General features: G+C 61.6%; 19 protein-coding genes and 2 pseudogenes. 5 read left to right on the top strand and 16 right to left on the bottom strand.

What is annotated here, in order from left to right; all coding sequences use genetic code 11:
- The first annotated feature begins 146 nt into the window (after positions 1 to 146).
- The 3 genes and pseudogenes from CLU86_RS10585 (at position 147) to CLU86_RS10595 (ending at position 2855) form a co-directional block, all read left to right on the top strand.
- On the top strand, positions 147 to 659 hold the full coding sequence (locus CLU86_RS10585) for a hypothetical protein (RefSeq protein ID WP_143226695.1): 513 nt from the start codon (positions 147 to 149) through the stop codon (positions 657 to 659).
- Between the two features lie 54 nt (positions 660 to 713).
- Positions 714 to 1426, top strand: a pseudogene (locus CLU86_RS10590) (IS5 family transposase).
- Positions 1427 to 1505: 79 nt separating this feature from the next.
- The gene (locus CLU86_RS10595; RefSeq protein WP_099741572.1) at positions 1506 to 2855 is read left to right on the top strand and encodes a radical SAM protein; all 1350 of its coding nucleotides are present in this window, start codon (positions 1506 to 1508) and stop codon (positions 2853 to 2855) included.
- Positions 2856 to 2954: 99 nt separating this feature from the next.
- On the opposite strand, the gene CLU86_RS10600 is transcribed toward CLU86_RS10595, so the two are convergent.
- The 10 genes from CLU86_RS10600 to CLU86_RS10645 form a co-directional block, all read right to left on the bottom strand.
- Positions 2955 to 4058 carry an enoyl-CoA hydratase/isomerase family protein gene (locus tag CLU86_RS10600; protein ID WP_099743507.1) on the bottom strand — a complete coding sequence of 368 codons (1104 nt, stop codon included), beginning with the start codon at positions 4056 to 4058 and terminating at the stop codon, positions 2955 to 2957.
- A gap of 11 nt (positions 4059 to 4069) precedes the next feature.
- Positions 4070 to 4945 carry a DMT family transporter gene (locus CLU86_RS10605; protein WP_099741573.1) on the bottom strand — a complete coding sequence of 292 codons (876 nt, stop codon included), beginning with the start codon at positions 4943 to 4945 and terminating at the stop codon, positions 4070 to 4072.
- A gap of 122 nt (positions 4946 to 5067) precedes the next feature.
- Complete coding sequence (typA, locus tag CLU86_RS10610) at positions 5068 to 6891, bottom strand: translational GTPase TypA (protein WP_099656007.1); 1824 nt, start codon at positions 6889 to 6891, stop codon at positions 5068 to 5070.
- Complete coding sequence (truB, locus tag CLU86_RS10615; RefSeq protein WP_099741574.1) at positions 6888 to 7886, bottom strand: tRNA pseudouridine(55) synthase TruB; 999 nt, start codon at positions 7884 to 7886, stop codon at positions 6888 to 6890. The genes typA and truB overlap by 4 nt, the downstream gene beginning before the upstream one ends.
- Entirely contained in the window at positions 7883 to 8263 is a 381-nt protein-coding gene (rbfA, locus tag CLU86_RS10620; RefSeq protein ID WP_099656009.1) for a 30S ribosome-binding factor RbfA, read from the bottom strand. The genes truB and rbfA overlap by 4 nt, the downstream gene beginning before the upstream one ends.
- 27 nt (positions 8264 to 8290) lie before the next feature.
- Positions 8291 to 11158, bottom strand: a complete 2868-nt coding sequence (gene infB / locus CLU86_RS10625) for a translation initiation factor IF-2 (protein WP_099741575.1) — start codon at positions 11156 to 11158, stop codon at positions 8291 to 8293.
- A 24-nt stretch (positions 11159 to 11182) separates the two neighbouring features.
- Positions 11183 to 12670, bottom strand: a complete 1488-nt coding sequence (gene nusA, locus CLU86_RS10630; protein ID WP_099656011.1) for a transcription termination factor NusA — start codon at positions 12668 to 12670, stop codon at positions 11183 to 11185.
- A 78-nt stretch (positions 12671 to 12748) separates the two neighbouring features.
- Positions 12749 to 13342, bottom strand: coding sequence for a ribosome maturation factor RimP (gene rimP, locus CLU86_RS10635; RefSeq protein WP_099656012.1), 594 nt, complete (start codon positions 13340 to 13342; stop codon positions 12749 to 12751).
- Positions 13343 to 13580: 238 nt separating this feature from the next.
- On the bottom strand, positions 13581 to 17165 hold the full coding sequence (locus CLU86_RS10640; RefSeq protein ID WP_099741576.1) for a DEAD/DEAH box helicase: 3585 nt from the start codon (positions 17163 to 17165) through the stop codon (positions 13581 to 13583).
- Between the two features lie 63 nt (positions 17166 to 17228).
- On the bottom strand, positions 17229 to 17630 hold the full coding sequence (locus CLU86_RS10645; RefSeq protein WP_099741577.1) for a thioredoxin family protein: 402 nt from the start codon (positions 17628 to 17630) through the stop codon (positions 17229 to 17231).
- Positions 17631 to 17758: 128 nt separating this feature from the next.
- On the opposite strand from CLU86_RS10645, the pseudogene CLU86_RS10650 reads away from it, so the two are divergent.
- Positions 17759 to 18295: pseudogene (locus CLU86_RS10650) on the top strand (aminotransferase class I/II-fold pyridoxal phosphate-dependent enzyme); the annotation flags it as partial.
- A 295-nt stretch (positions 18296 to 18590) separates the two neighbouring features.
- Positions 18591 to 18947, top strand: a complete 357-nt coding sequence (locus CLU86_RS10655) for a hypothetical protein (RefSeq protein ID WP_099741578.1) — start codon at positions 18591 to 18593, stop codon at positions 18945 to 18947.
- A 73-nt stretch (positions 18948 to 19020) separates the two neighbouring features.
- On the opposite strand, the gene CLU86_RS10660 is transcribed toward CLU86_RS10655, so the two are convergent.
- Genes CLU86_RS10660 through CLU86_RS10685 form a run of 6 tightly spaced genes read right to left on the bottom strand, consistent with a single transcriptional unit; the run spans position 19021 to position 25783 of the window.
- A complete protein-coding gene (locus tag CLU86_RS10660; protein WP_099743508.1) occupies positions 19021 to 19752 on the bottom strand; it encodes a type II secretion system protein in 732 nt (243 codons plus the stop codon).
- A 27-nt stretch (positions 19753 to 19779) separates the two neighbouring features.
- A complete protein-coding gene (locus tag CLU86_RS10665; protein WP_099741579.1) occupies positions 19780 to 21090 on the bottom strand; it encodes a type II secretion system protein in 1311 nt (436 codons plus the stop codon).
- Positions 21087 to 22316, bottom strand: coding sequence for a type II secretion system protein (locus tag CLU86_RS10670; protein ID WP_099741580.1), 1230 nt, complete (start codon positions 22314 to 22316; stop codon positions 21087 to 21089). Before CLU86_RS10670 ends, CLU86_RS10665 begins: the two co-directional genes overlap by 4 nt.
- Complete coding sequence (locus CLU86_RS10675) at positions 22313 to 24646, bottom strand: hypothetical protein (protein WP_233194938.1); 2334 nt, start codon at positions 24644 to 24646, stop codon at positions 22313 to 22315. Before CLU86_RS10675 ends, CLU86_RS10670 begins: the two co-directional genes overlap by 4 nt.
- Positions 24647 to 24668: 22 nt before the next feature.
- Complete coding sequence (locus CLU86_RS10680) at positions 24669 to 25454, bottom strand: prepilin-type N-terminal cleavage/methylation domain-containing protein (RefSeq protein ID WP_099741581.1); 786 nt, start codon at positions 25452 to 25454, stop codon at positions 24669 to 24671.
- Entirely contained in the window at positions 25454 to 25783 is a 330-nt protein-coding gene (locus CLU86_RS10685; RefSeq protein ID WP_143226697.1) for a hypothetical protein, read from the bottom strand. The genes CLU86_RS10680 and CLU86_RS10685 overlap by 1 nt, the downstream gene beginning before the upstream one ends.
- Positions 25784 to 26042 lie beyond the last annotated feature (259 nt).

Raw genomic sequence — 26042 nt, forward strand, 5'->3', positions numbered from 1 at the left:
GCATAACTGCTCCGCAGGCCGTCAGAAGCGAGTCGCGTTAGCCACTCTAAATCCGCTTGCAATGACTCACGCATTCAGATGGCTCGATACAGATGAAATCAAGCCAGTTCAGACTGAAGCACCAACCCATAAAGGCAATGACCCCCATGCCAAAACTCTTGGCGCAGCGACTCAAGTCCATTCCCCATTCGGCAGCTCGTTCGGTAAAGACTTTCGCGCCCGATCTCGCAAAATTTATCACTGCGACCTCCTATGAGCTGATGGGGGTGAAGAGCTTGCCTGCCCAAGCGAGGGGTGGAGAAAGTCTGATTCTCCCGAAGATGTCCGTGGGTGCTGACGATGCTTTGCTGGAAGTCACGTTGCAGCTGGACGGGACACGTGCCGAGTTTGGGCGTTACTTGTATAGCAAGCTTTACTACACCACCCACCCACAGGCGCAATTCAGTGAAGATGCGGTTGTGTGTTTCGAGGTGCGCGAACGATTCAGTCCGCAGCGTTTGCAAATCGCGTTGCCCGATGCGGCCCTACGGGCAGCGAGAGCCAGTGGCTGCCTGCGGGTCCGAATTGATGGACTGCCCTATTCGCAAGGCACATGGCAATTGATTGAAATGCGGCTAGGGGCTGTTGAGAATCAAGCACAACGGCTCGGAGGGCTGTGATGCAATAGGCGCATGAGCATTCGATGGGTACTGACAGACGAGCAATGGGCCAAAATGGAGCATCAATGCCTTGGCAAGCCAAGTGATCCTGGACGCAGCGGCACAGACAACCGCCGCTTCGTTGAGGCAGTGCTGTGGATTGCCCGCACAGGTAGCCCCTGGCGAGACCTGCCGTCAGAGTTCGGCAAGTGGAACACGGTGTTCAAACGCTTTAGAGACTGGGTTAAGGCCGATGTGTTCCAACGCCTGTTCGATGCAGTGAGCGAGCAGCCGGACATGGAATACGCGATGGTGGATGCCACGATTGTGAAAGTGCATCGGCACGGCCAGGGGGCAAAAGGGGGACTTCGGGCCAGGCCATAGGCCACTCGAGGGGTGGCATGAGCACGAAGATACTGGCGCTGACGGATGCGTTGGGCAATCTGGTGAATTTCGTCTTGATGCCAGGGCAGCGCCATGACACCAAAGGAGTCAAAGAGCTGATCGCTGATGTGCGCTTTGAAGCCTTGCTCGCCGACAAGGCCTTCGATGTGAACTGGCTGATCCAGGAGTTGGACAAGCGCGGGGCGCAGGTGGTGATCTCACAGATGCCGCGAAGGAGAGCGCCACTGGAGATTGACCGGGAGGTCTACAAATGGCGTCACTTGATCGAGAACTTCTTTTGCAAGCTCAAGGAGTTCAACCGTATCGCAATGCGCAGCGACAAGACGGATAGCAGCTTCGCAGCGATGATCTATCTCGCAGCTGGGGTTATTAACTCCCGTTGATTCTCAACACGCCCTAGTCAGTGAAGCACATAACACCACGCTCACTCAACATGCCAAGCGCGTAGCCCACCGGCAATGGGTGCGCGAACAAGTCAGGGTCAGCGAGTCGAGCCGCCGGGTCGATTTGCCGCACTACCCAGAGTCAGTCTCCATCGAGTTGACGCCTGTGTGCAATCTGCGCTGCCCACACTGCAGCTCTCATGGGATGCCACATCTGCACAAACACCACAACTGCAGCCCAGAAATGCCCGTTGAGAACTTCATGCAACTGGCCCAGGAGACTTTTCCACACGTTTCGGTGGTCAGCTTGGTGGGCCGAGGCGAGCCCACCCTGGCAAGCGATGAACTATGGAATGCTGTCACTCAACAACTACGTGAACACGACGTGCGCATGAGTTGCGTGACCAACGGTACGCGCGTGCGGCAACGTTTTAACGCGGGCTTGATGCCATGGGTACACGAGTTGATTTTTTCATTCGACGGCAACACTGCTGCAACGTTTGAAACGAACCGCGCTGGAGCCAAGTTTGAGACCGTGCTGGACAATCTGCGTTACTACCATGAGTTGAGGAACACGGCCCCTTTGTCACGGCGCCCACAACTCACCATCTCCTGGACACTCAAACGCAACAATGTGGCAGAAGTGCCTGATTTCGTCAGACGAATTGCCGAATTCGAACCCGACCTCATCTCGCTCAGACATCTGGTGGTATTCCAAGACAAGGAACGATCCGAAAGCCTGCTGGACTACCCAGAAGAAGCCAATGCAGCACTGAGTGAAGCCTATGCGGAAATGGATCGCCTTGGCATACGGCATGAGAGCCCACCGCTAATGATGGCATCCGAGTCCAAATCAATAGCTGTAATCCCCATCCGACTGGTATCACCGAATGACCTGAAACATACCGCCAGCGACGCCAAAGGCATGGCGCCAAACACAACGACACAGCAAGCATCCAAGGCAGCAGAATCCACGGCCCATAGGGATGAAAGCCCTGCAGGCTCAGCGCAAATCAAGGCATCTACGCCCCCTGCTCAACACGATTCAGCCCACGCCATGCCGCCCCATACATGGGACAGAGAGACCTCCATTGCTTTGCGAGAACCAGAGTGCAACTGGATGCATCGCACTGCGATCATCATGGCGGATGGGGAGGTGATCACCTGTGGGAAGCACTATGGAGAACAAGTGGGCCACCTGACCCAGAAAAACTCTCTATGGGATCTTTGGAACGGCCCGCGCATGCATTCATTGCGGGCAGGATTTGGCACTCCATGCATGTGGGATCAATGCAAAGACTGCTGGTTGCGAGAACTCAAATGGCACTCGCAACGGCAGGCAAAGGACCTCATTGCCCCCTACAGCCTGGCCAACAGCATGGACTACTCTGAAGCCGCTTGGGACTATCGCAAATACTCCGAGCTTTGAGCAGATTCCTGCTGTAGAAAACTGTGCGAGCTGCCAGGCAGCATCCAGCCATCCTGAACACCGCATCGGCTCGATTCAAGCCGATGCCATCAAATCACGCTACGCTAGTGCCGCCAGGGGGTGCGCATGCGCCGGCCAGGGACTTGCAAAGAACGGCGCCACCATTTCAGGCGTCACATCTTCAATTCGGCCGGGGTTCCACTGCGGGGCGTGGTCCTTGTCTACCGCCAGGGCGCGGATGCCTTCCACGGTTTCACTCTGCCCAGGGCGCAGATAGAAGCAGTGGCGCACCATGTCGCGCTCCATGCGCAAATCATCGGCCAGGCCCATGCCGCGTGCCCGGCGGATCTGCTCCAGTACCACGTGCAGCATGAGCGGCGAGCGCTTGCGCAGCGTGGCCGCCGCAGTGCGCGCCCAATCGGTGTCCGCCGCTTCCAGCGCCGTGACAATCGCCCCGACGGTGGAGAGCGAAAAATACTGATCAATTTGGGCCCTAGCGCTTGTGTGATAAGCGCTAGCAGCTAAAAATTTTGAAGCAACAAACGACCGGACCGCCTGCCCGTCGGCAAACGGCTGGCTGCCCAGCGCCTCCCACACGGCAGCTTGCTGGTCTGACGGCAGGCAGCCATCGGCCAACTGGTTCTCGATAGCGTCGCCCGCGCCAATGGTGTCGCCCGTCAGGGCCAACCACTCACCCACGCTGCCAGGGCAGCGACTCAGGAAGTAGCCACCGCCCACATCGGGGAACAGGCCAATCGCCGTCTCAGGCATGGCCATCTTGGTGCGTTCGGTCACCACGCGCAGCGCTGCGCCCTGGCTGATGCCCATGCCGCCACCCATCACGATGCCATCCATGAAGGCGATGTAGGGCTTGGCGTAGTTGTGGATCAGGTGGTTGAGCGCGTATTCTTCAGTGAAAAAATCTTCGAGCTGTGGATTGCCCTGGCTGCCTGCCTGGTGCAAAAAGCGAATATCGCCACCCGCACAGAAGGCGCCAAAGGGGCCTTCCTTGTTGCTGCCCCGGATGGCCACGGCCAGCACCCGCTGGTCTGCCTGCCAGGCCAGCAACGTGCCCATCAGCTCGCGCACCATGCCCAGCGACAGCGCATTCAGCGCCCGGGGCCGGTTCAAGGTAATGAACCCGACCTGACCGCGCAATTCGCTCACAACGTCACTCACCACGTCTTTCGATACTTCCGTCATCACTGTCTCCATCATTTTTGTTCCTTCCAACCCAGCATTTCATTCAACACCAAGGCACCAATCACCAGGGCGCCACCAGCCAACACGGCGGGTGCCGGGCGCTCACCCGCGCCCAGCCAGGCCAAGAGGATGCCAAAGATTACCTCCAGCAGGCCAAGCAAAGCCATCTCAGGTGCCTTCAGCACGCGGCCACAGCGCACCGCCAACACGCAGGGGATGGCCAGTTGAAACACCCCCAGCAAAGCCAGCAAGAATAAATCATGCGGCGTGGCCTGAAATGGCAGAGCTAACGGCAAAGTGACCAGCACCGACAGCACTGCCCCCACCAACACCGCAGGCACCAGATCGACGGCGTGACCGTGTCGTTGGGAGTGTTGCACCACTGTCCAGTTGGCAGCGGCTGCCACCGGCACACACAGCGCCACCAGGGTGCCCGACAGCGGCAACCCCGCCATCTGCGAGCCATACATCCAGCCAATGCCCAGCCCGGCCAAGCCAATGGCTGCCCAGGTGCGTGGCGCAATGCGATGGCGAATGAACATGCGCGCAAACAGCGCAGTGAGCAGCGGGCCTGCCGCCATGGTCACCAGCACATTGGCCACAGGCATCAGCATCATGGCCACCATGAAGGCGGTGAACATCACCGCCCAGCACAGCCCAGACAGCCACAGGGCCGCCCCACCCCTGCGCATCGCCCCAAACACCTCTCGCCCCTGCACAGCGGGCAACAGGATCAGCAGACTGAGCAGGGTGAAAAGGCTGCGCCAGAAAGTCACCTCAAAGCTGCGTGCCTGCTCCAGGTGGCGGGTCACCACGCCGGCGATGGACCACAGCAGGGTCACAACCACCATGAGGAGCACCGCGCGGGAATGTGTGAGTTTCAACATGGATCGGTTGTGTCAAACCATCAAATCAAATGAAAAAAAGGGCCTCAGCATGGCTGGGCCCTTTTTCTGCGAGAGCAACGCACACCCGCCAAAAGCTCAGTGCGCGTGCTTCACCGGTCCGCTCAGGAACGGCCAGCGCGCTTGCGCTCGTTTTCGGTCAGGTGGCGCTTGCGCAGGCGCACGCTCTTGGGCGTGATTTCGACCAGTTCGTCGTCCTCAATGAATTCCACGCCGTATTCCAGCGTGAGGTCGATCGGGGGCGTGATCTTGATCGCGTCTTCCTTGCCGGAGACGCGGAAGTTGGTCAGCTGCTTGGTGCGCGTGGCGTTCACGATCAGGTCGTTGTCGCGGCTGTGGATGCCGACGATCATGCCTTCGTACACGGGGTCGTTCGCCTTCACGAACATGCGGCCACGGTCGTCCAGCTTGCCCAGAGCGTAGGTGAAGATTTCACCATCGTCCATGGAGATCAGCACGCCGTTCTTGCGGCCACCGATGTCGCCCTTGTGCGGCTCGTAGCTGTCGAAGATGTTGGAGATCAGGCCGGAACCGCGCGTCAGGTTCAGGAATTCGTTGGTGAAACCGATCAGGCCACGGGCCGGAATGCGGTATTCCAGGCGCACGCGGCCACGGCCGTCGGACTCCATGTTCACCAGCTCGCCCTTGCGCTCGCCCAGGGCTTGCATCACGCCGCCTTGGTGGCCTTCTTCAATGTCGGCAGTCACCAGCTCGATAGGCTCGCACTTCTCGCCATTGATTTCCTTGAACACCACGCGGGGCTTGGACACAGCCAGCTCGTAACCTTCGCGGCGCATGTTTTCCAGCAGGATGGTCAGGTGCAGTTCACCACGGCCCATCACTTCAAAAATACCTTCTTCGTCGGTTTCCTTCACGCGCAGGGCCACGTTGTGCTGCAGTTCCTTTTGCAGACGGTCCCAGATCTGGCGGCTCGTCACGAACTTGCCTTCGCGACCTGCCAGGGGCGAGGTGTTCACGCAGAAGTTCATGGTCAGCGTGGGCTCATCCACCTTCAGCATGGGCAGCGGTGCGGGGTTGGCCGGGTCGGTCACGGTCACGCCGATACCGATGTCTTCGATGCCGTTGATCAGCACGATGTCGCCAGGGCCAGCCATCGGCGTCTGCATACGGTCCAGACCCTGGAAGGTCAGCACCTGGTTCACACGGCCCTTGACGGCCTTGCCATCGGGGCCTTCCATGACGACCACATCCATCATGGGCTTCAGCGTACCCTGGCTGATACGGCCCACGCCGATGCGGCCCACGAAGGTGGAGAAGTCCAGCGCCGAGATTTGCAGTTGCAGTGGCGCGCTCGCGTCACCCGTATTCGGGGGCACGTGCTTGAGGATGGTGTCGAACAGGGCCGACATGTCGGGGCCCCACTGCTCACCAGGAGCGCCTTCTTCCAGCGACGACCAGCCGTTGATGCCCGAGGCGTACACCACGGGGAAGTCGAGTTGTTCGTCGGTCGCGCCCAGCTTGTCGAACAGGTCGAACGCAGCGTTCACCACCTTGTCGGGGTTGGCACCGGGCTTGTCCACCTTGTTCACCACCAGGATGGGGCGCAAGCCCAGGGCCAGGGCCTTCTTGGTCACGAAACGCGTTTGGGGCATGGGGCCTTCTTGCGCGTCGATCAGCAACACCACGCTGTCCACCATGGACAAAGCGCGTTCCACTTCACCGCCGAAGTCCGCGTGACCAGGGGTGTCCACGATGTTGATGTGCGTGCCCTTCCAGCTCACGGCGCAGTTCTTGGCCAGGATGGTGATGCCACGCTCTTTTTCAATCGCGTTGTTGTCCATCACCGTATCGACGACCTTTTCGTGGTCGGCAAAGGTGCCGGACTGGCGCAACAGCTGGTCAACCATGGTGGTTTTGCCATGGTCAACGTGGGCAATGATCGCGATATTGCGGATTTGTTTAGTCATAGTTTTTCCAATGTGCCGCTGGCCTGTGGTTGCGGCGTGCTTTCCAAAATTTGTTGAATTTCCAGCGGACTCAGGAGCCTGCCCGGCACCAGCTCCCCGCCAACGATATGGCCCACCCCCAGCAATGCCGAAGGCTTGTCGCCAAAAACCGCCACGGCACTGGCGTCAGGCCAAGCTCCACGGCGGCGCACGCCCGACAGGAACCGGGCCGCATTGTCGCCGTCCAACGTGACACGCGTGTGCCCCACCAGCAGCGACTCAGGGGGCTCCAGGCAGGCCAGACGCCCTGCCTCGTCCATGGCCTCCAGCTGCGCCAGTGTGACGCAGCGCTCAATGCCAAGGCCCCCCGTATCAATGCGGCGCAAAAAGGTCAGGTGAGCCCCGACCCCCAGCGCAGCACCAATGTCTTCCCCCAGGGTACGGATGTACGTCCCCTTGCTGCAAGTCACTATCATTTTGATAGCTACCTGCGCTTGATCTGTATGCACCAGGGTCAATTTCAATGCATGAATGACCACATTGCGCGCTTCGCGCTCTACGGCAATGCCTGCACGGGCATATTCGTACAGCGCCTTGCCGTCCTTCTTCAGCGCACTGTGCATGGGTGGCACCTGGCTGATGGGCCCCGTGAACTGTTGCTGCACGGCAGCGATGCGCTCTGGCGTCACCTGCTCGGGCAGCACCTCACGGCGCTCCAGCACATCCCCCTCGGCATCGCCGGTGGTGGTGGTGGTGCCCAGCAGCGCAATGGCTTCGTAGGTTTTCGCCGCCTCTAACTGCAACTGGCTGAACTTTGTGGCAGCACCAAAGCACAGCGGTAGCACGCCGGAAGCCAGCGGGTCCAGCGTGCCGGTATGGCCCGCTTTTTCGGCGCGCAGCAGCCACTTCGCCTTTTGCAAGGCGTCGTTACTGGACAGGCCCAGGGGTTTATCGAGCAACAGCACTCCGTGCACCGGGCGCCGCTGCACCCGGATGCGGGGAGCGCGCTCGGTCATGCTTCCTCGTCGTCTTTGGCGCGAGAAGCCACGGCGCGCGCAATCAGCGCATTCATATCGGCCGCCCGCTCAGAGGTGCGATCGAACATGAAGTGCAGCGTAGGCACCGTATGGATGTGCAAGCGCTTGAACAAACCATTGCGCAAAAAGCCTGCGGCCTGGTTCAGCGCCACCTGTGTCTCCACAGGGTCGCCCGTGAGCAGGCTGAAGAACACCTTGGCGTGGGCGTAATCAGGAGTCACCTCCACACCCTGCAGCGTCACCATGCCCACGCGCGGGTCTTTCAACTCGCGCGCGATCAATTCCGTCAGATCGCGTTGGATCTGATCGGCTACCTTGAAGGCCCGGTTGGGAGTGGAGGATTTCTTCGCTGCCATATCGTCGTCGCTCTTGCTCGAGTCGCCTTACAGCGTCCGGGCAATTTCCTTGATGTCAAAGAATTCGAGGTGATCGCCTTCCTTGATGTCGTTGTAGTTCTTGAGTTTGATACCGCACTCAAAACCTTCCTTGACATCACGGACGTCGTCCTTGAGGCGCTTGATCGAATCGACCTCGCCGGTGTAGACCACCACGTTGTCGCGCAGCAGACGGAAGCGAGCATTGCGGTGCACCATACCGGACGTGATGTACGAACCGGCAATCGTGCCGATCTTCGTTGCCACGAACACAGTGCGGATTTCGGCCGTACCAATGATCTCCTCGCGTTGCTCTGGGGCCAGCATGCCCGACATAGCGACCTTGAGCTCGTCCACAGCGTCGTAAATGATGCTGTAGTAATGCAGGTCCACGCCATTGCCTTCGGCGGTCTTGCGAGCGCCGGCATCGGCACGCACATTGAAGCCAATCACGATGGCCTTGGAGGCGATCGCCAGGTTGATGTCGGACTCGCTGATGCCGCCCACGCCGGCGTACACCAGTTGCACCTTGATTTCGTCGGTCGAGAGCTTGAGCAACGATTGCGACAGCGCTTCCTGCGAACCCTGCACGTCGGCCTTGACGATGATGGGCAGGGTCTTGACCTCGCCCGCCGTCATGTCGGCAAACATGTTTTCCAGCTTGGCGGCTTGCTGCTTGGCCAGCTTGGTGTTGCGGAACTTGCCTGCACGGTAGGTGGCGATTTCGCGCGCACGGCGCTCGTCGGTCATCACCATGAAGTCGTCGCCTGCCTGCGGCACTTCCGTCAGACCCTGGATTTCCACCGGGATCGAAGGACCTGCGGTCTTGGCGACCTTGCCGTTTTCGTCCAGCATGGCACGCACGCGGCCATAGGTCTGGCCAGCCAGCACGATATCGCCCACTTTGAGCGTACCGGATTGCACCAGCACCGTGGCCACAGGGCCGCGGCCCTTGTCCAGCTGGGCTTCAATCACCAGGCCCTTGGCCAGCGATTCCACCGGGGCCTTCAGCTCCAGCACTTCAGCTTGCAACAGCACTTGCTCCAGCAGTGCGTCAATGCCCATACCCGTCTTGGAAGACACAGGCACGAACGGCGAATCACCACCGTATTCTTCCGGCACCACCTCTTCCACCACCAGCTCTTGCTTGACGCGGTCGGGGTTGGCATCGGGCTTGTCGGCCTTGGTGATGGCCACCACGATAGGAACACCAGCCGCCTTGGCGTGCTTGATGGCTTCCTTGGTCTGGGGCATGACACCGTCGTCCGCTGCCACCACCAGAATCACAATGTCGGTGGCCTGGGCACCGCGGGCACGCATGGCCGTGAAGGCCTCGTGACCAGGGGTATCCAGGAACGACACCATGCCGCGTGGCGTTTCGACGTGGTAGGCACCAATGTGCTGCGTAATGCCACCGGCTTCGCCCGCAGCCACCTTGGCGCGGCGGATGTAGTCCAGCAAAGAAGTCTTGCCGTGGTCCACGTGGCCCATGACGGTCACCACAGGGGCACGAGGCAGCAGCTCTGCGTTTTGCTGGCCTGCATCTTCGTCGGTGAAGGCTTCTGGATCGTCCAGTGCCGCCACCACAGCCTTGTGGCCCAACTCTTCCACCACGATCATGGCAGTGTCCTGGTCCAGCGGCTGGTTGATGGTGACCATCTGGCCCATCTTCATCAAAGCCTTGATGACTTCAGAGGCCTTGATCGACATCTTGTGCGCCAGCTCTGCCACCGTGATGGTTTCAGGCACATGCACTTCAATGATGCGGGCTTCCACCGGCGCAGATTGCTGGTGGTCATCACGCTGATCGCGGTTATCGCCACGGCGGCCACGAGGACCACCACGCCAGTTGTTGCGCCCCACACCACCGCTGCTGTCGCCGCGGGTCTTGATTTCTTTCTTCTTGGCCGTGTCATTGGCCCAGCTGGAGGACAGCTTGGCCGATTTGACTTCCTTGCCAGCCCCTGCGCCAGGCGCAGCAGGTGCAGCAGCACCCGCATTGCGCGGCCCTGTGCCGGTACCAACGGCAGGCTTGTGCAAGGTGCCCTTCTTGGCGTCGCCCACAGCAGCGGGCTTGGCCACTGGCTTGGGTTCTTCGGGCTTCTTGGCCACCATGACCGCCTTCTTGGGCGTTGCCATCATGGAGCGGATCGCTGCAGCTTCGGCCTCGGCCTTGCGGCGGCGGGCGTCCAGATCGGCAGCGCGCGCGGTTTCTTCGTCGGCACGCGCCTTGGATTCGGCAGCGGCCTTTTCGCGGGCTTCGGTCTGAGCGGCATTGCGCGCAGCAGCTTCAGCAGCCTGTTCGCGGGTGGCTTCCTGCTTGACAGCAGACGCCTGCGCCTTCTTTTCGGCTTCCTGGGCTGCGTAGGCGGCGGCACGCTCTTCGGCTTCGCGCTCACGCTTTTCGCGGGCTTCGCGCTCGGCACGCTTTTCAGCGAGCTCTGTCTCCTGGCGGCGAATCAGCTCGGCCTGGCGGCGGGCTTCTTCCTCGCGGCGAGCCAATTCGATGTCCTCGCTGGAAACAGCGGCTTCTTCGGCGGCAGGCGCTGCAGATTCAGCAGCGGACTCGACGCCTTCATCGCGCTGGATGAAGGTGCGCTTCTTGCGCACTTCCACCTGGATCGTGCGGGCCTTGCCAGTGGCATCGGCCTGCTTGATTTCGCTGGTGGACTTCTTGACCATGGTGATCTTCTTGCGATCACCCGAAGCGGTGCCGTGGCTGGCCTGCAGGTAAGCCAACAGCTTTTGCTTGTCGGGCTCGGTCAGGGCATCCGAAGGGGCAGCCTTGCTCACACCCGCAGCCTTGAGCTGGTCGAGCAGAGTTTCAGGCGATTTTTTGAGTTCGTTTGCGAACTCGGCGACAGTATTACTGGACATATTTGGTTCGTGCCTCCCTGACCTTTACTCTTGCCCCGCCGCGAACCAATGTTCGCGGGCCTTCATGATCAAGGCCTTGGCATCTTCTGCAGACTGCCCGGTCAGGTCGGTCAGCTCATCAATGGCCAGATCGGCCAGGTCGTCACGTGTGTGCACACCGCCTTCAGCCAGCTTGGCAATCAGGTCGGGGGTGATGCCGTCGAGGTCGCGCAGGTCTTGAGAGACCTCATCCACGCTTTCCTCACGGGCGATTTCCATGGTCAGCAGCGCATCCTTGGCACGGGCACGCAGCTCGTTCACGGTGTCTTCGTCAAACGATTCGATCTCCAGCATTTCCTGCAGCGGCACATAGGCCACTTCTTCCAGGGTGGCAAAGCCTTCGGAGATCAGGATGTCGGCGATTTCCTCGTCCACATCCAGCTTTTCCATGAACAGACGGCGCGAGGCATCGGACTCGTTGGCCTGCTTTTGGGCAGACTCGGCAGCGTCCATGATGTTGATCTTCCAGCCCGTCAGGTCGGAAGCCAGGCGCACATTCTGGCCACCACGGCCGATGGCGATGGCAAGGTTTTCCTCGTCCACCACCACATCCATGGCGTGTTTTTCTTCGTCCACCACGATGGAGGACACATTGGCAGGCGCCAGCGCACCAATCACAAACTGGGCGGGATCTTCAGACCACAGCACGATGTCCACACGCTCGCCAGCCAACTCGTTGGTCACGGCGTTCACGCGGGTGCCACGCACACCAACGCAGGTGCCGATGGGGTCCACGCGCTTGTCGTGGCTCAGCACGGCGATCTTGGCGCGCGAGCCGGGGTCACGGGCGCAGTTCTTGATCTCCAGCAGGCCTTGCTCGATTTCGGGCACTTCCTGGCGGAAGAGTTCGACCATGAATTCAGGGGCCGAACGCGACAGGATGATGGGAGCGCCACGCAGCGTCAGGTCCACTTCCATGATCATGGCGCGCACACGGTCGCCGCTGCGCAGATTTTCCTTGGGGATCATCTCGCTGCGACGCAGGCGGCCTTCCACACGGCCAGACTCGACAATGATGTCGCCCTTGTCCATGCGTTTGACGGTGCCGGTAAAGATCTTTTCGCCGCGCGACATGAAGTCGTTGAGCAGCATTTCGCGCTCAGCGTCGCGGATCTTTTGCAGGATGACCTGCTTGGCCGCCATGGCGCCAATGCGGCCAATGGGCACGGATTCCACGCCCTCTTCAATGTACTCACCCACCTCGATATCGGCCACGCGTTCGCGGGCATCCATCAGCAGCTCTTCGGCTTCGGGGTTTTGCAGACCGGCGTCATCGGGCACCACCAGCCAGCGGCGGAAAGTCTCGTAGTTGCCGCTGTCGCGATCGATGGACACACGGATGTCCACCTCGCCTTGGTACAGCTTTTTGGTAGCCTGGGCCAGGGCCGATTCCACCGCACCCAAGACCACATCACGCTCCACGTTCTTCTCGCGCGAAATGGCCTCAACCAACATCAACAATTCGCGATTCATGCGACGACTCTCCTATTTCAATCACCCGAAGACGCAGGCCCCAGCGGGCGGCCTGCCATCCCAATTGTTCTGAACAGCTCAGGCAGCGCCCTGCTCTGCCTTGCCGGCACGCCCCTTGAAGTCCACGATGGGCGCCAGGCGCGCATCACGCAACTCATCCAGGGCAAAGCCTAGTGCCTGCAATGGTGCTGGCACCCGTTTTTTGCTGACTTTCTGGCCGGGCTTGACCGCAGGCTCGTCTCTCCAGACGATCTGCCAGCCCCCGGACTCGGCGCGCTCGAGCGTGCCGCGAAATTTCTTGCGGTTGGCACTGACCTGGCCCGCCGCTGCTGCGCCCATGGGCGCCTTCAAGGTGATGTCGATGACCGAGCCTTCAAAGCGCACGAAGTCCTGCTCGTGGCGAAGGGGGCGGTCAATGCCTGGGGATGACACTTCCAGGCGCTTGTATTCGACGCCATCCACTTCCAGCGCAAATTGCAGCTGGCGGGTGACTTTTTCGCAGTCTTCCACCGTGACAAACTGATCCAGCACAGGCTGGGGAGCATCCACAACAGGCGCCACCCAGGGCAAATCAATGGTGATGCGCAGCAGGCCACCGGCAGAGCGCTCAATCTCTACCAGGTCATAGCCCAGACCGATCACAATTTGTTCGACGATTTGCTGCAGTGCCACGTGTTCAGTTCAATCCCGGGAAAAACAAAAAACCCGATAACCCCCAGAAGACTCCCCCTTCTGACAGCTTCGAGCTCCAAAACCAAACGGCCAAAAAAAACGGGCGGTTGGTACCCGCCCGCTTGGTCGTGAGAAACGTATTGTAGCCTGTAACGCCTTGATTTGCAAAGCCAGCCTGTTGCCAAACGGCCATTTCCGTGCCATGGCACGTGGCATGCCCCACCCAGGCGCATGGCACTCACAGCGCCGACAGGGGCTGTAGCAGTTCGTGCAAGTCGGCCTCGGTGAACAGCGGCTCCTTGCGCGCGGCATCGCCGCCATAAATGGCCTGCGCCAGCTGTGCCTTGCGCTCTTGCAGCGCCAGGATGCGCTCTTCGATGGTGCCCTGGGCCACCATTTTCACCACCCACAGGCGCTGCGTCTGGCCGATGCGGTGGGCCCGGTCGGTGGCCTGGGCCTCGGCAGCGGGGTTCCACCAGGGGTCGTAGTGGATGACGGTATCGGCCTGGGGCAGGTTCAGCCCCACACCGCCCGCCTTCAGGCTGATGAGGAACAACGGCACCTCGCCGCTGGTAAAGCGCTGGATGATCTCGTCGCGCTTTTGGCTTTGGCCAGTGAGCTTGACCCAGGGCAAGCCCCGGGCCTTGAGCTCGGTCTCGATCAAGCCCAGCATGCTGGTGAACTGCGAGAACAGCAGCACCCGCCGCCCCTCGGCCAGCATCTCGGGCAGCAGCTCCATCAACTGCGCCATCTTGGCCGACTCGCGCACCTGGCGGGCGGACTCCAGCGGCACCAGGTGCGGGTCGCAGCACACCTGGCGCAGCTTGAGCAGCGCATCTAGGATGGTGATCTGCGACTTGGCCAGCCCCTTGGAATGCAGAGCTTCGCGCACGGTCTTTTCCATGCCCAGGCGGATGGTTTCGTACAAATCGGCCTGCGCGCCCGTCAGCTCCACGCGCATCACGGTCTCCACCTTGGGTGGCAGCTCAGACGCCACCAGTGCCTTGGTACGGCGCAGCATGAACGGCGCCACCCGGGCGCGCAGTTGCGCCAAGCGCCCGCTGTCGCCCTGCTTTTCCACCGGGTTGCGAAACAGCTCCCTAAACCGCTGCTGGCTGCCCAAAAAGCCGGGCATGAGGAAGTGGAACAGGCTCCAGATCTCGCCCAGGTGGTTTTCCATGGGCGTGCCCGAAAGGCACAGCCGATGGCGCGCCTGCAACGCAGACACCACCTGTGCCGCGTTGGTGCTGGCATTTTTGATGTTCTGCGCCTCGTCCAGCACCACCAAATGCCACTGCACTTGCAGCCAGCGCTCGCGGTCGCGTTGCAACAGTGAATAGGGGGCGATGACCAGGTCGTGCTCGGCCACCGAATCGGCCAGCTCATGGCGGCCAGCGCCGTGCAGCACCAGGGTGCGCAGGCCGGGACAAAAGCGCGCGGCCTCGCTGTGCCAGTTGCCCATCAGGCTCACTGGGGCAATCACCAGCGCGGGGGTTGTGAGGCGGCCCGCGTCTTTTTCAACCTGGATGTGGGCCAGGGTCTGCAGCGTTTTGCCCAGGCCCATGTCGTCGGCCAGGATGCCGCCCAGGCCCTGAGCGCGCAGAAACTGCAGCCAGTTCAGCCCCTGCTGCTGGTACGGGCGTAGGCTGGCGTTCACGCTGGCGGGCACGGGCACCTCGGCGATGGGGCTGGAGCCCTGCAGTTGCCGCACCAGGGCCTGCAGCGCAGCCGCGCCCTGCCACACCGCGCCTTCGCCCAGGGCGGCGCTGGCGCGCAAGGCCTCCAGGCGCGACAGGCGCAGACTGGGCTGGGCAAAATCCGGCCCCCGCTCGCCCACCAGTTCGAGCAAGGCGGCCAGCCAGGGGCGGAGTGGCTCGGTGGGCAGGCGCACAAAGCCACCCTGCGCGTCGCCACGCGGCACATACACAAACGGCGGCAGCTGCGGCTGCCCGGTGGCAGCATCGGGCGGGTGCTGCGCCGCCTGGGCGATCAGGTCCGGCAGCCAGGGCAGCACGTTGTGGCGCTGGCCATCCAGCTCCACACCCAGCGACAGCGAGAACCAGGGCGAAGTGTCTGCCACTTCGTCAAGAAGGGCATCGGGCACTCCATCGCCCCCTGCCTCGCGCTCGCTCCGGGCAACCTGTGCAAACGGGCTGAGCGGCTCGCCTCTATCGCCACTCCCCGCCAGCACCACCGGCGGCGCAACGGCCACCGGCTGCGGTGCCAGCGCCACCGTCAGGTTTTGCGCATGGCTCACCCAGCCCTGCAAGGCCAGGTCCTGGGTCACCTCAAACCCTGCCTCGCTGAACACCACAAAGCCCGCATCGGCCCAGGGCATCCAGGCCTGCTGCGAACGCTCGCCGGGCAGGCCAAACACGCCATCATCGGTGGCCAGCAGGCCCAGGGCCATCAGTTTCTGGATGGCTTCCAGCTCCGCCTGCGGGTGGCGCTGCAGCAGCACCCTGGGGCCATCGCCCCCGTCCAGCGGCGCCACCATCACCTGCGCGCCCTGCCCCGGCCACCAGCCCCGGTGGCCTGCGTAGTCAAAACTGAGCCGCGCCATCACCAAACCCAGCGTGGGCCGCTGGGCCAGCGGCGTGGGGGCCAGGTGCAGGCAAGGCCGGGGCACCACGCCTTGCACCCGCTGCACGCCCTGCACCACCGGGGGCAGGGGCACATGGGGCAGGCTGCGGGCCATTTCGTCCTGGTACTTTTCGATGGCCGACACCCGCAGCGCGGGGGCCTTGAGCAGCACATCCAGCTGCGCCGCAGTGACCGTGCCCAGGTCCACCGGCCCGCATTCGCCCCGCTCGGCGTCGATGAACAAGGGCGGGCTGTTGTGGCACAGCGTGCCGCCATCGCCTGCCAGGGCGGCGCGCAGTTGCCAGGCGGGCTCGGCCGACAAGGCTCCGGGCTGCGCGGGCACTTCGCGCCACAGCCACTGCAGCGCGCGCGCAGGGGCAAAGCGCAGCGGCTCGCCCACGGTGGAGCCACCGGCATCGGCAAACAGCCGCCCGGTGCTGGCCGCCTGCTGCAGCGCCAGCAAGCCCACCTGCCCCTCCAGCACCGCGCAGGGCGCGCCGCTGTAGGCCGAGTAATACCCTTGGCTGCGTGGCATGGCGCGCAGCAGTTGCAGCACCTGGCGATCGGTCTCGCTGGCTTGGTCGTACACCGCCTGGCCCTTGGCGGGCTGGGTGCGCACCTGCTTGGGCTTGGCCCAGCCGCCGGTCAGCTTGGGGTAGGACACCACCGCTTCGAGCTGCAACTGGGTGGACTGGCGCGCGCCACCCACCACCGACGCCAAATACAAATACTGCTCAGGCCGCGCGCTGCGGTCGGTGGGGCTGAGCACCACATCGCCCCCCGCGGCGCGGTCCAGCGCGGCCAGCCAGTTCACCAGCTGGGCCTGAGCCTCGGCCTGCTGCACGGCGGCCATGCGTTCGCGGGCCGATAAGGACGCTGCCGCCGCGCTCACATCCTTGCGCGGGGCCGCTGCCGCGCGGGCTTCATCGCTCAGCGGCAGGCGGGCCGCCTTGAGCATCAACGCCACGGCATGCTTGCACTGGCGGCCCACGGGGCAGTCGCACACGCTGCGCCAGTAGTCCACCTGGCCATCGGGCATCACCGCCAGGGTCACAGCCACCTCGTACGGTATGTGCTGGGTGCCCTGCACCAGGGCCTGTATCCGCCAGCCTTCGTCCAGTGGCTCAATGTCCGGCTCGCCCACCACACCTTGCGCCAGCAAGGCCTTGCCGCGCATCCAGGGGCCGTCCTCGCACAGGGCGCGCAAAGAGTCGGGGTCGAACCAGAAGGTGTCAGACATTACAGATAAAAATGGCCTCTGGCGCTTGATAAATAAGCGCTAGCAGCTATATATTTAGTAGCATCAAGCACCCGCCACAGCGCGGTCTGCACGCACGCGGTCAAACACCTCTTGCGCCATGGGGTCGGTGGCGGCGCCCGAAGGGGCACCGCTGCGCAGGGTGGCCAGCAATCGATCGAGCACAGCCGCCTGGGGCAGCAAGGGGCCCAAAAAATGCGCCTTGCGCCCATCGGCAATCAACAGCGTGGGGAAGGTCTCCACATCCAGGTCGCCTGCCAGCTCCGATTCGTCCTCAATGTCCACCCATTCAAAGCGCACATCGGGGTGGGCCTGGGCCAGGGTGTCAAACAGCACCCGGTAATCGCGGCAGGTGCCGCACCAGCCCGCGCACAGGCACACAGCCCACCAGCCGCTGGGCTGGGCGGTGGTGGCGGAATCAACAGGCAAGGCGGCAGGGCTGGGCATCGGTTCAACTCCTCAAGCCCGCAAGGCAAGGGCCAGGGCTACAACGGGATCACGGGCCGCGCCGTTCTCAGAATCTGTTCTCAGGCGCGGTAAGCCCCGATGGTACCCACTGCCCGCTAAGAACCTGTTCAAAGGCGTTTGACGGCGCGAGGCTGGTGATGCACAGCAGCTCGTTCAGCAAAAGCCTGGCGCCCGGCTAGCGCGTGGGCTGGGTGGCGGCGGGCCGCTTTGCCACGGCGGTACAGCGGCTCAAACTCATGACCACACTCTCGGCCGCCACGCCATCGCAGCAGGCGCTGTCCGAATACCTGGCCCAGGGCGGCTACGACCGGCATCTGCGCCAGCTGCGCCGCAGCCTGGCCCAGCAGCAGGCCATCGCGCTGGCGGCGGTGGCCGCGCGCTTTCCGCTTGGCACGAGGGTGTCGCGGCCCGAGGGCGGGTACTTTTTGTGGGTGGAGCTGCCGCCCCCGGTCAATGCACTGGATTTGCACCGCCTGGCACTGCAGCAGGGTATCAGCCTGGCGCCGGGGCAGATCTTCTCCGCCGACCGGCGGTTTGCGCACTGCGTACGCATCAACTACGGCCACCCCGCCCAGCAAAGGCCGCAGGCTGCACTGGCCACCGTGGGCCAACTGGCCACGGACTTGGCGAAATCCACGGTATGACGCAAGCGAGGCCAAAATGCTACAAAAAATATAGCTAAAAAAGCATACTGATCGAGCGCAGTGGTCAATTTTTCCATCAAAAACCTGACACTTGAACCCTGCGCGCGTCCCTTTTCTCCTTCGCCAGCTTTGCACAAAGCCGACACCCGTCCCTACGTTGGAAAGGCCCAACCCCGGGTTCTCCCGAATCAGGCGCCGCGCTTGCAACGGCATACTTGCGCCCGCCCGCATCCCGGGCAACACAGTCCCTGCGCGAACCGTCCTTACCAAACATCCAACACCAACGCCCAGCACCATGGCCGCACCCCAGCATGTTCCGTTTGTGACGGTGGAAGACGAAGACGACTGGGTGGTCTCGTTCGCGCTGGCCCCCCGGGGCACCGACCGCCTCACCCTGGTGCGTACCCCCCACCTTGAATTCATGCTGCGCACCGAACAGCGCGGCGTATCAGTAGGAGTAGGCGCCCAGGCAGGCCAGCGCCCAGCACAGCTCGTGGCTGTGCAATGGGGCCACAAATGTGTGGACGTAGTCTCCACCGCCAAACACTACAGCCTGGACATCAGCAAGGTCGACAACGCCACCCGCAATGCGGCGTTGCGTGTGCTGGGCAAGATGAATTTCGATCAGCGGTTTCAGCTGGCAGGCGTGTAGCCCGCTGCTCCAGGCCTGCCCAGGCCGGTAAAAAAGCGCCATTGCAAGCGCTATGGCGGACGCTATGCACAAATTAACGCATCATCTTGAACAAGGCAGTGGTGACGGCTACTTGCGACTCATCCCGTGAAGTGGGCGCCGTACTGCCGAACGCCATACGGTCGTCGATGGGCCAGACAATCCCGGGGGTATTGGCCGTGGTGTCGTTCGCCAACGAAACTTCGCGAAGTCGGCCAAACCTTGCATCGCTGTTGCCATCGATCTGCTGGTCCAATGCGGCGGCCAGCGAGAACGTGGTGCCACGAATCACCATGACGTTGCGAAACCGCGTCTCGTAAGCACCCACGCTGGCGCCAGGCTCCGCCCACTCCCGGCTTTGGAAACACACGCGAACCTCTTGAGGGTTCCCGTTGCTGTCTAGATAAACGTAGCGATCCTGCTGCCCTTCTGTACGCCCCGCAGGCAACCGGATCCCCGCCGCCAAAAACGCATTGATCATCGGGTCGCCGCACAACTCCGAACCGGGGGTGGCACTGTTGCCGTTGACCCGGCCAGTAGGGTTGGTGGGATTGTCACCCGGGGGGTAGCCAACGCCGTTGAAAAATGCCTCGTAGGCCAGTTGCCACCCCTGTATGAAATCAGTGGAGAGGCGCTGATTGGCTGCAGATCGCTGCAGGTCCCGTCCCACGGCCACTGCACCAAGCACCAAACCAATCACCACCAGGGCGATACTCAGTTCCAGAAGCGAGAACCCGCGCTGCCGCCTCGCGGGTGTGGCCCAATAGTTCGTTCGTTTCGTTGTCATGGTGTACAGCTCTTTGAGCACAAGTTCTCAATAGCCAATGGCATCAGCCTTCAGCGTGTTGTTGTTGATGGAAATGGCAAGTTCCGTCATGGCGGTGGTTCGCGTGGCGAAGTCCGAGTGCGTTTTTTTGGCCTCAGTCACTGCATCGCCCGCCAATCCCAGGATCCCTATAGACGCGTACGTACTCAAGCCGGCTGCCACGATAGCTGCAGCGGCGAATCCGATCTGCGCAGACCGGGCGCCCGCACTCATTGTCGTGTCCGCTGCGGCTGAAACCCCCTCCTTGATCCCAGCCAAAACACCCGCCGCTGCACCGGCAACCCCCGCAGCTGCGGCTGCCGCGTTGGCTTCTGCCAGTTTGACGGCTACGAACAACTGGTCTCGGTAGTCGTACAGAGCCCGCTCCATCACAAAGGCGCCGGTGGCGGCATTAAAGTGCGCATGCGATATGGCCGACAAGGCCGCGCCACAATGTAGTTCGCCAAACAATTCCGCATGGCTGGGCGCCACAACGGAGTCGTCATAAGCGCTGGTCGCAGCGGTACCGGGTGCCTCAAAGGTCGGGTCTGCCGAAGTGGCAGACGCATTCGCACCGTCAAAAGCCTTTCCGTCCCCATCTGCATCCAACATGCCAGGGGCAACAAGAACGAAGGCCACCGAGCGACGGGTGCCGAGCATTTTCGCCGCCAACCTGCCCGTGGGCGCCACCAGATTGTCATTGGCGGTATTCAGCGCCAGGCAAACATCCACTAGGTTGACCGCCTTGGCCACCCCCAGGGGGCAAGGCGGGCTGTCCGACGCGTTGCAGGCGGTATTCAAAGGGGCGACATCGTTGCCAGACTGGGTCATCCCCAGCTGAACCGTGGACACCGAAGGGATCGGGGACGCTTTGTCGTTGGGCGCGTCCTTGTTCTGTGGCTTGGGGTTGGGTGTGCGCACGCGCAACGGATTCATGCGATCGACAGCACTGGCCAGATCCCGGTCCTCATGCGCAGTGGCTGATGGCCCACGATACACACCATAGCGCAATCCACCCGCCTCAGGGCGGGGAAGTCCCAGCGTGCGCCACGGGACAAACCCCACGTGGCGCAAGTCGCCGCCATCCGTGCAGGACTCCACGCCAGCAGTATCCGCAGCAGGACAAGGAAGTCGATAGTTAGAGTGCAGATACCCCACCAGAGCATCGCGTGTTTGCTGCTGCACATCTACCTGTACGGTCGTAACACGTTGACGCTCGGAAAGCTGCCAAAGAACAATGGCGCCTGGCAGTATCAACCCCAGTGCGAGCAAGATGACCGATATTTCGACCAGGGTGAACCCCTGCATGCTGCGCTTCATGGGTTGAGCCCCTTCACATCCAGTTTGGTAGCGTTGGTCAGTGCTTGCGTGAACGTGTCATACACCTTTGCAGCGTAGGCATCGGTGGCAGCCTGCTTCTCCTTGGCGACCTTCAGCGCTTCCTTCGCGTCATCCAGCGCCAGGCCCGCTAACACAGTTTGGGCAATCGCCACTATGACGTTGGCTGCGGCAACTCCCACCGTAAAAGTAGTGAGCCCCTCCGAGTTGGCTGCCGACGCAATACTGATGTTTCCGCTGGCGATTGCCAGCGCCAGGCCCAGGGCCGCCGTGGCAACACCAGCCTCAGCCGATTGCACGGCAGACTCCGCCGACGTAATGTCATACACACGCAACGACCAGTACTCTTGCATGACGCGCGCACTGTCATACGCAGCGTAGGCACCTTGCGCCGTGGCCTGCATTTCGCTCAACCGTCCCACACATCCAATCCGTGCATCCAGATCCGAAGGCCCCACTGCGAGAGTCAAATCGTCGTAATTCGTATCTTGCAGTCGCCCGGGAAAGTCGAACCGCCACGTGGCGCTGGCACCCACTGCGTTATTGCCATCAAACTGATTGTTTTCGCCCGGGTGAATAAGGACATAAGCGACTGGCATGCTATCGGACACATTGCCAGCGCTGAGTATGCCGGCCGCTGCCGAGTTGGAAGCAAATCGACGCAGCACGTGGCACCAATCCAGACCATTCGCCACGGCACGGCGAGCGCCGGCTGCCGTGATGGCTGCCGTGGCGCGAGCGGCAGCTGCGGTGACAGTCGCTGACGCCGAGATCGGTGGAGAGAAAGAGGGGTACGTCGGTATGACCGGCATGCCCGTGAAATCAACATTCAGGTCTGGGGACACGGACGCCGCCGGAGCGACGGCCAAATCCACGCCGCCCCCCCGATTGACACCATAGTGAAGTTGCCCAAAAGTGCTGCTCAGGCCCAAGCTTTTCCAAGGCAGTAGCACGGCGGTGGCATCGCTGCAGGCTTCGCTGCCACCCGAGTTGGTTGCCGGGCAAGGCAGTCGGTGGTTGGCAAGCACAAAGCCCTCCACAGCAGCTTGTGCCTCACTCAACTGCCGCAGCATCGCAGGCCTCTGCAAAGGCTCACGGGTAGACACCACCCATCGCCAAACAAAAATACCAATGATTCCAACGATCGCAAGAACCACGGCCAGCTCCACCAGGGAGAAACCACTGTCTTGACGCAGGGAGCGCTTCATCGCGTTCCCCCTTTCTGGTCCACCTTGATGAGGATATCCATCGCTGTACTCGGGGGCATGGGTGTCACGCCCTTTCCAGTGATGTTGCAAGGTGGAGGATTGTCAGCCTGGGTCTTGACTTGGTTGTACATGTTTTGGGCATTAGTCACTCGTTTGTTGGCCTCACCAACAATGCTCTGAAGGGCGTTGAGCTCCCGTTGCAGTTTGATGGGCTTCAGGTACTTTGCGTTCGGGTCCGGACTGACCGATGAACCACCGAAGAGGTCCACCAACGCCGACTGGATGCCTCCAGATGTCACGATGTCACCCGACTTGCACACGCCAGCGGCCGTCGTGGTGCATCCGGTTGCTGCCGCCACTGCTCCCACAAAAATGGTGTAGCGACCTGCATTGCGCAAGTTGGAATAAGCTCCCTGGAAGCTCGTTTGCGCAGATCCGGCGCTTGCCTGGGCAGCCGACAGATCGGACTGGGCAGCATCCAGGTTGCTTTGCGCGTTGTTCCTTTCAGTCACTGCCTTGTCGTACTCAGCATGCAGAGCCACGGGGTCGTTCAGAAGCGTCAGTTGCGAAGTTTTTTCTAGCCTCTGCTTGCTCAAAGCCGCCTTCACCGCGGGATCTGTGGTGGCGGCAATTTGTGCGTCCAGCGCCTTAATATCGGTATCGAGCTGGGCGATCATTGCGGTCCGATTGGCCAACATGTCGGCATAAGTCGCCACTTGGTTGGTCCACTGCGTCACCGCTGTCTGGTAGTTGTCGCGGCGGTCTGTGGCTGCTTTCAAGGAGAACGAGCTGGACTCCCAGTTGGTTGCAGCATCCAGAACTGGCTGTATGCGCGAGTCAATGCTAGTGCTGGTTCCAACGACGCGCACCTGTGCCACCAAGTTGTTGATGGCGTTCGTGCGCGCGGTGTTGGCCGCGCTCAGTTCATCAGACTTGTCGTTGATCTTCTTGATGAGACTGCTGCGATCCGCGATGGCGTCATCCCACTCCTTCTTTGCAGCAGCGAGTGTCTGCGTGTAGTCGGTGGACGGACATGTGAGCGTGGAAGAGTCCACCGAGCTGTCTGCCAGCGCCAACGCATTGCCAGCCATGGCGGCTGCCGCAACGTTCAGCACCACGGAGGCACCATTGGCATACAACACGCCACCAGCCAGGCCCACTGCCACCGTGTGTTGTGGCGCAGCAGCACAAGCGTTTACCGCCAGCCCCAGTGAGGCCGCACAAACCGCCCAATCCACTGCCGCATTCGCAGCGTCCATGACCTCTCCCAAAATCGTGCCCGCCATATCGTTTGCCGTTATGGCAGCCCCCAGAGCGGCGAAAATGATGGCTTGCTTGGCCGCGGCAATATTCCCGGTTTTCAGGTCGTCCACCTGGGATACCACATCGTGCGCCAATGCCACGGTGTTGATGGAATCAATAAGGGGAGCACAGTGCAGCCCAGCGAGCAGGCTCGCGTAGGAATGCTCCAGCACGATATCGTTGTAACGCGCAAGCAAAGGCCTATGGATCGGATCTTCCACGACACTATCGGCAGAAGCGTTCGCTCCGTCAAAAGGCGATCCATCACCGTCCGCATCATCATTGCCCGGGTGAACGAGCGCGTAGGCTGTCGTGCGCACGGGCGAAGAACGAACCTCAGCCATGCCAACTGCGTAAGGAGTTTCACGTCCATCATCCAAGCGCTTACAAAGGTCCGTCAACGTCAGGATATCCGCTTGATAGTCTCCACCCGTCGCGGTGGTCGCACGCATAGAGCTATAAGTTTTTCCTGTGGTGTCGTACTCCAATGGCCGCCAAGCATCATCCAGTACCGTCAGGTCATTGGCTCCCCCGCCTCGTTGAACGAGGTAGCGCAACTGACCCACATTGACGCCAGGGTCAGCACCTGCCATTCGCAAGGACACGGAAGGCAACCAGCCTTTTTGGTCACCAGCGCTGCAGTCCTCGATACCGTCGCGATTGATATCGGGACAAGGCAAGCGCCTCATGACGGTTGCAAAGGTCACGATGGCGCGGTCGGCTTGCGCCAACGCCTGCCGCTCTTGGCGCGAAGAATCTACGGCAGAGCGCTCACGCCATTGCAAGTAACCCATGCTCGCAAGGCCCGCCAAAACAGCGATAAGGAGCAGCACCTGCACCATTCCAAAGCCGCGAGAGCGAGATGCGTACACGCCCGCGCAGCCGCGCCCAATGGCGACCTGAGGGCAATGGCTGCGCACTGCATGCCGCCCCAGTGGTCCAAGAACGCTTGAACGTGGGCCAGAAGCCCCCCAGAAGGAGTTTGCCGCGATATGTGCAATGGCAACTATCAACATGAACATGAACATGAGCTATCAGTCCCGAATGCGGCTACGGCAAATTTGAGCGCAGCCAGCCAGCCAACTGAGCGGGTGACTCGGCCACGACCACGTCATCAGAGGCAAACCTCAACGGGGCTGATGGGCTCGCCGCACACAGGCTGGTCATCGTGTGAGGTGGATCCATGCGGCTGCCATCGTTGTCCCTGTCTTGCAGTGGCACAACCACCCAATAGGCCGCTGGCATAACAGCGTTGGCACCACAATTGATGACCCCAGCCGGGCCTGCATCTCCGGTAAGGTAAGCACGTGCTGTCGACAAAGGGACGACAGAAGCATTCTTAAGCGCAGCAATCAAGTCGGTGACATCAAGATAGTTGGCTTCACCGGCGGAGTCGCCTGTACGCTCCTTGGAGACAGCAAGATCGGCGTCCAGCGAGACATCGGCGTTGGCTGCACGAAAAACGGCGTAGCGTGCTCGAAGCTCCTGAGTAGGAATCTCGAGCCCCAGGCTCACGTAAGGAAACCACCCCAACTGACTGCCACTCGAACACTCACCCGCAGTCAGTGACTCATACCCGTTTGCCACTGCGCTCACATCCGGACATGGCAGGCGCCCGTTGCGTAGCGCGAAGGCGCGCAATATCGACTGCAGCTGTTGCGCCTGCGCTCGCCCTTTTTCGATCTGCTGCTGTGCGGAGACAGTCTCGTAAGCGCTGAACGAAGCCCAGGACAAAAGCCCCGCCACTACCAGCGCCACAGACAGTTCGATCAGCGAAAGGCCAGCCTGCGACCTACGCGCACACCTTCCAACCAACGACAAACTAGCACGTACCATCACGACTTCCCCGCTTTGGGCGGCTGTCGCACGCTGGATTGGAGATCAGCAGCCTCCGCACTGATGCGCGTGCTGAGTTGCTTCAACTGGCTTATTACCTCTTTGCGACGAACAACATCCTCGGGCTTGGAACTTCCCGAGATCTTCTGGAGCTCCGCACTGAGCGCCTGGACCTTGGCTGTGCTCTCCAGCATATTCCGAAGCGTCTGGAAGTAGCGTGGGTCGGTGCTCCCTTGCGACAGCTGCTCCAGTTCGTTGATAAGGGGCAAAGCCTTCTCGGGCGATCCGAGCGCACCGCTGGCCATCATTGCCGAAATATCGGATTGCACCTGGGCCACCCGCTTGCGACGTTCCTCAGGCGTGAGTGGCGATGTAGATGCGGGCGCTGAAGCCCCAGTCGCAAGGGGCGGCATGGACGAAGCCCCCGCATCCAGCGGACGAGACAACGCACCAGCCGATCCACTTTGCTGAGGCAGAGACGGCAACACCGTTGACGATTGCCTCGCCGGGTCCACTGCCGCGGAACCACCCCGCCCCCCTGCAGCCCACCCCGCGAAGAAAACCACGACCAAAATCAGTGCAGCCAAA

Origin of the sequence: Acidovorax sp. 62 (assembly GCF_002754495.1) — a bacterium.
Classification (GTDB): domain Bacteria; phylum Pseudomonadota; class Gammaproteobacteria; order Burkholderiales; family Burkholderiaceae_C; genus Acidovorax.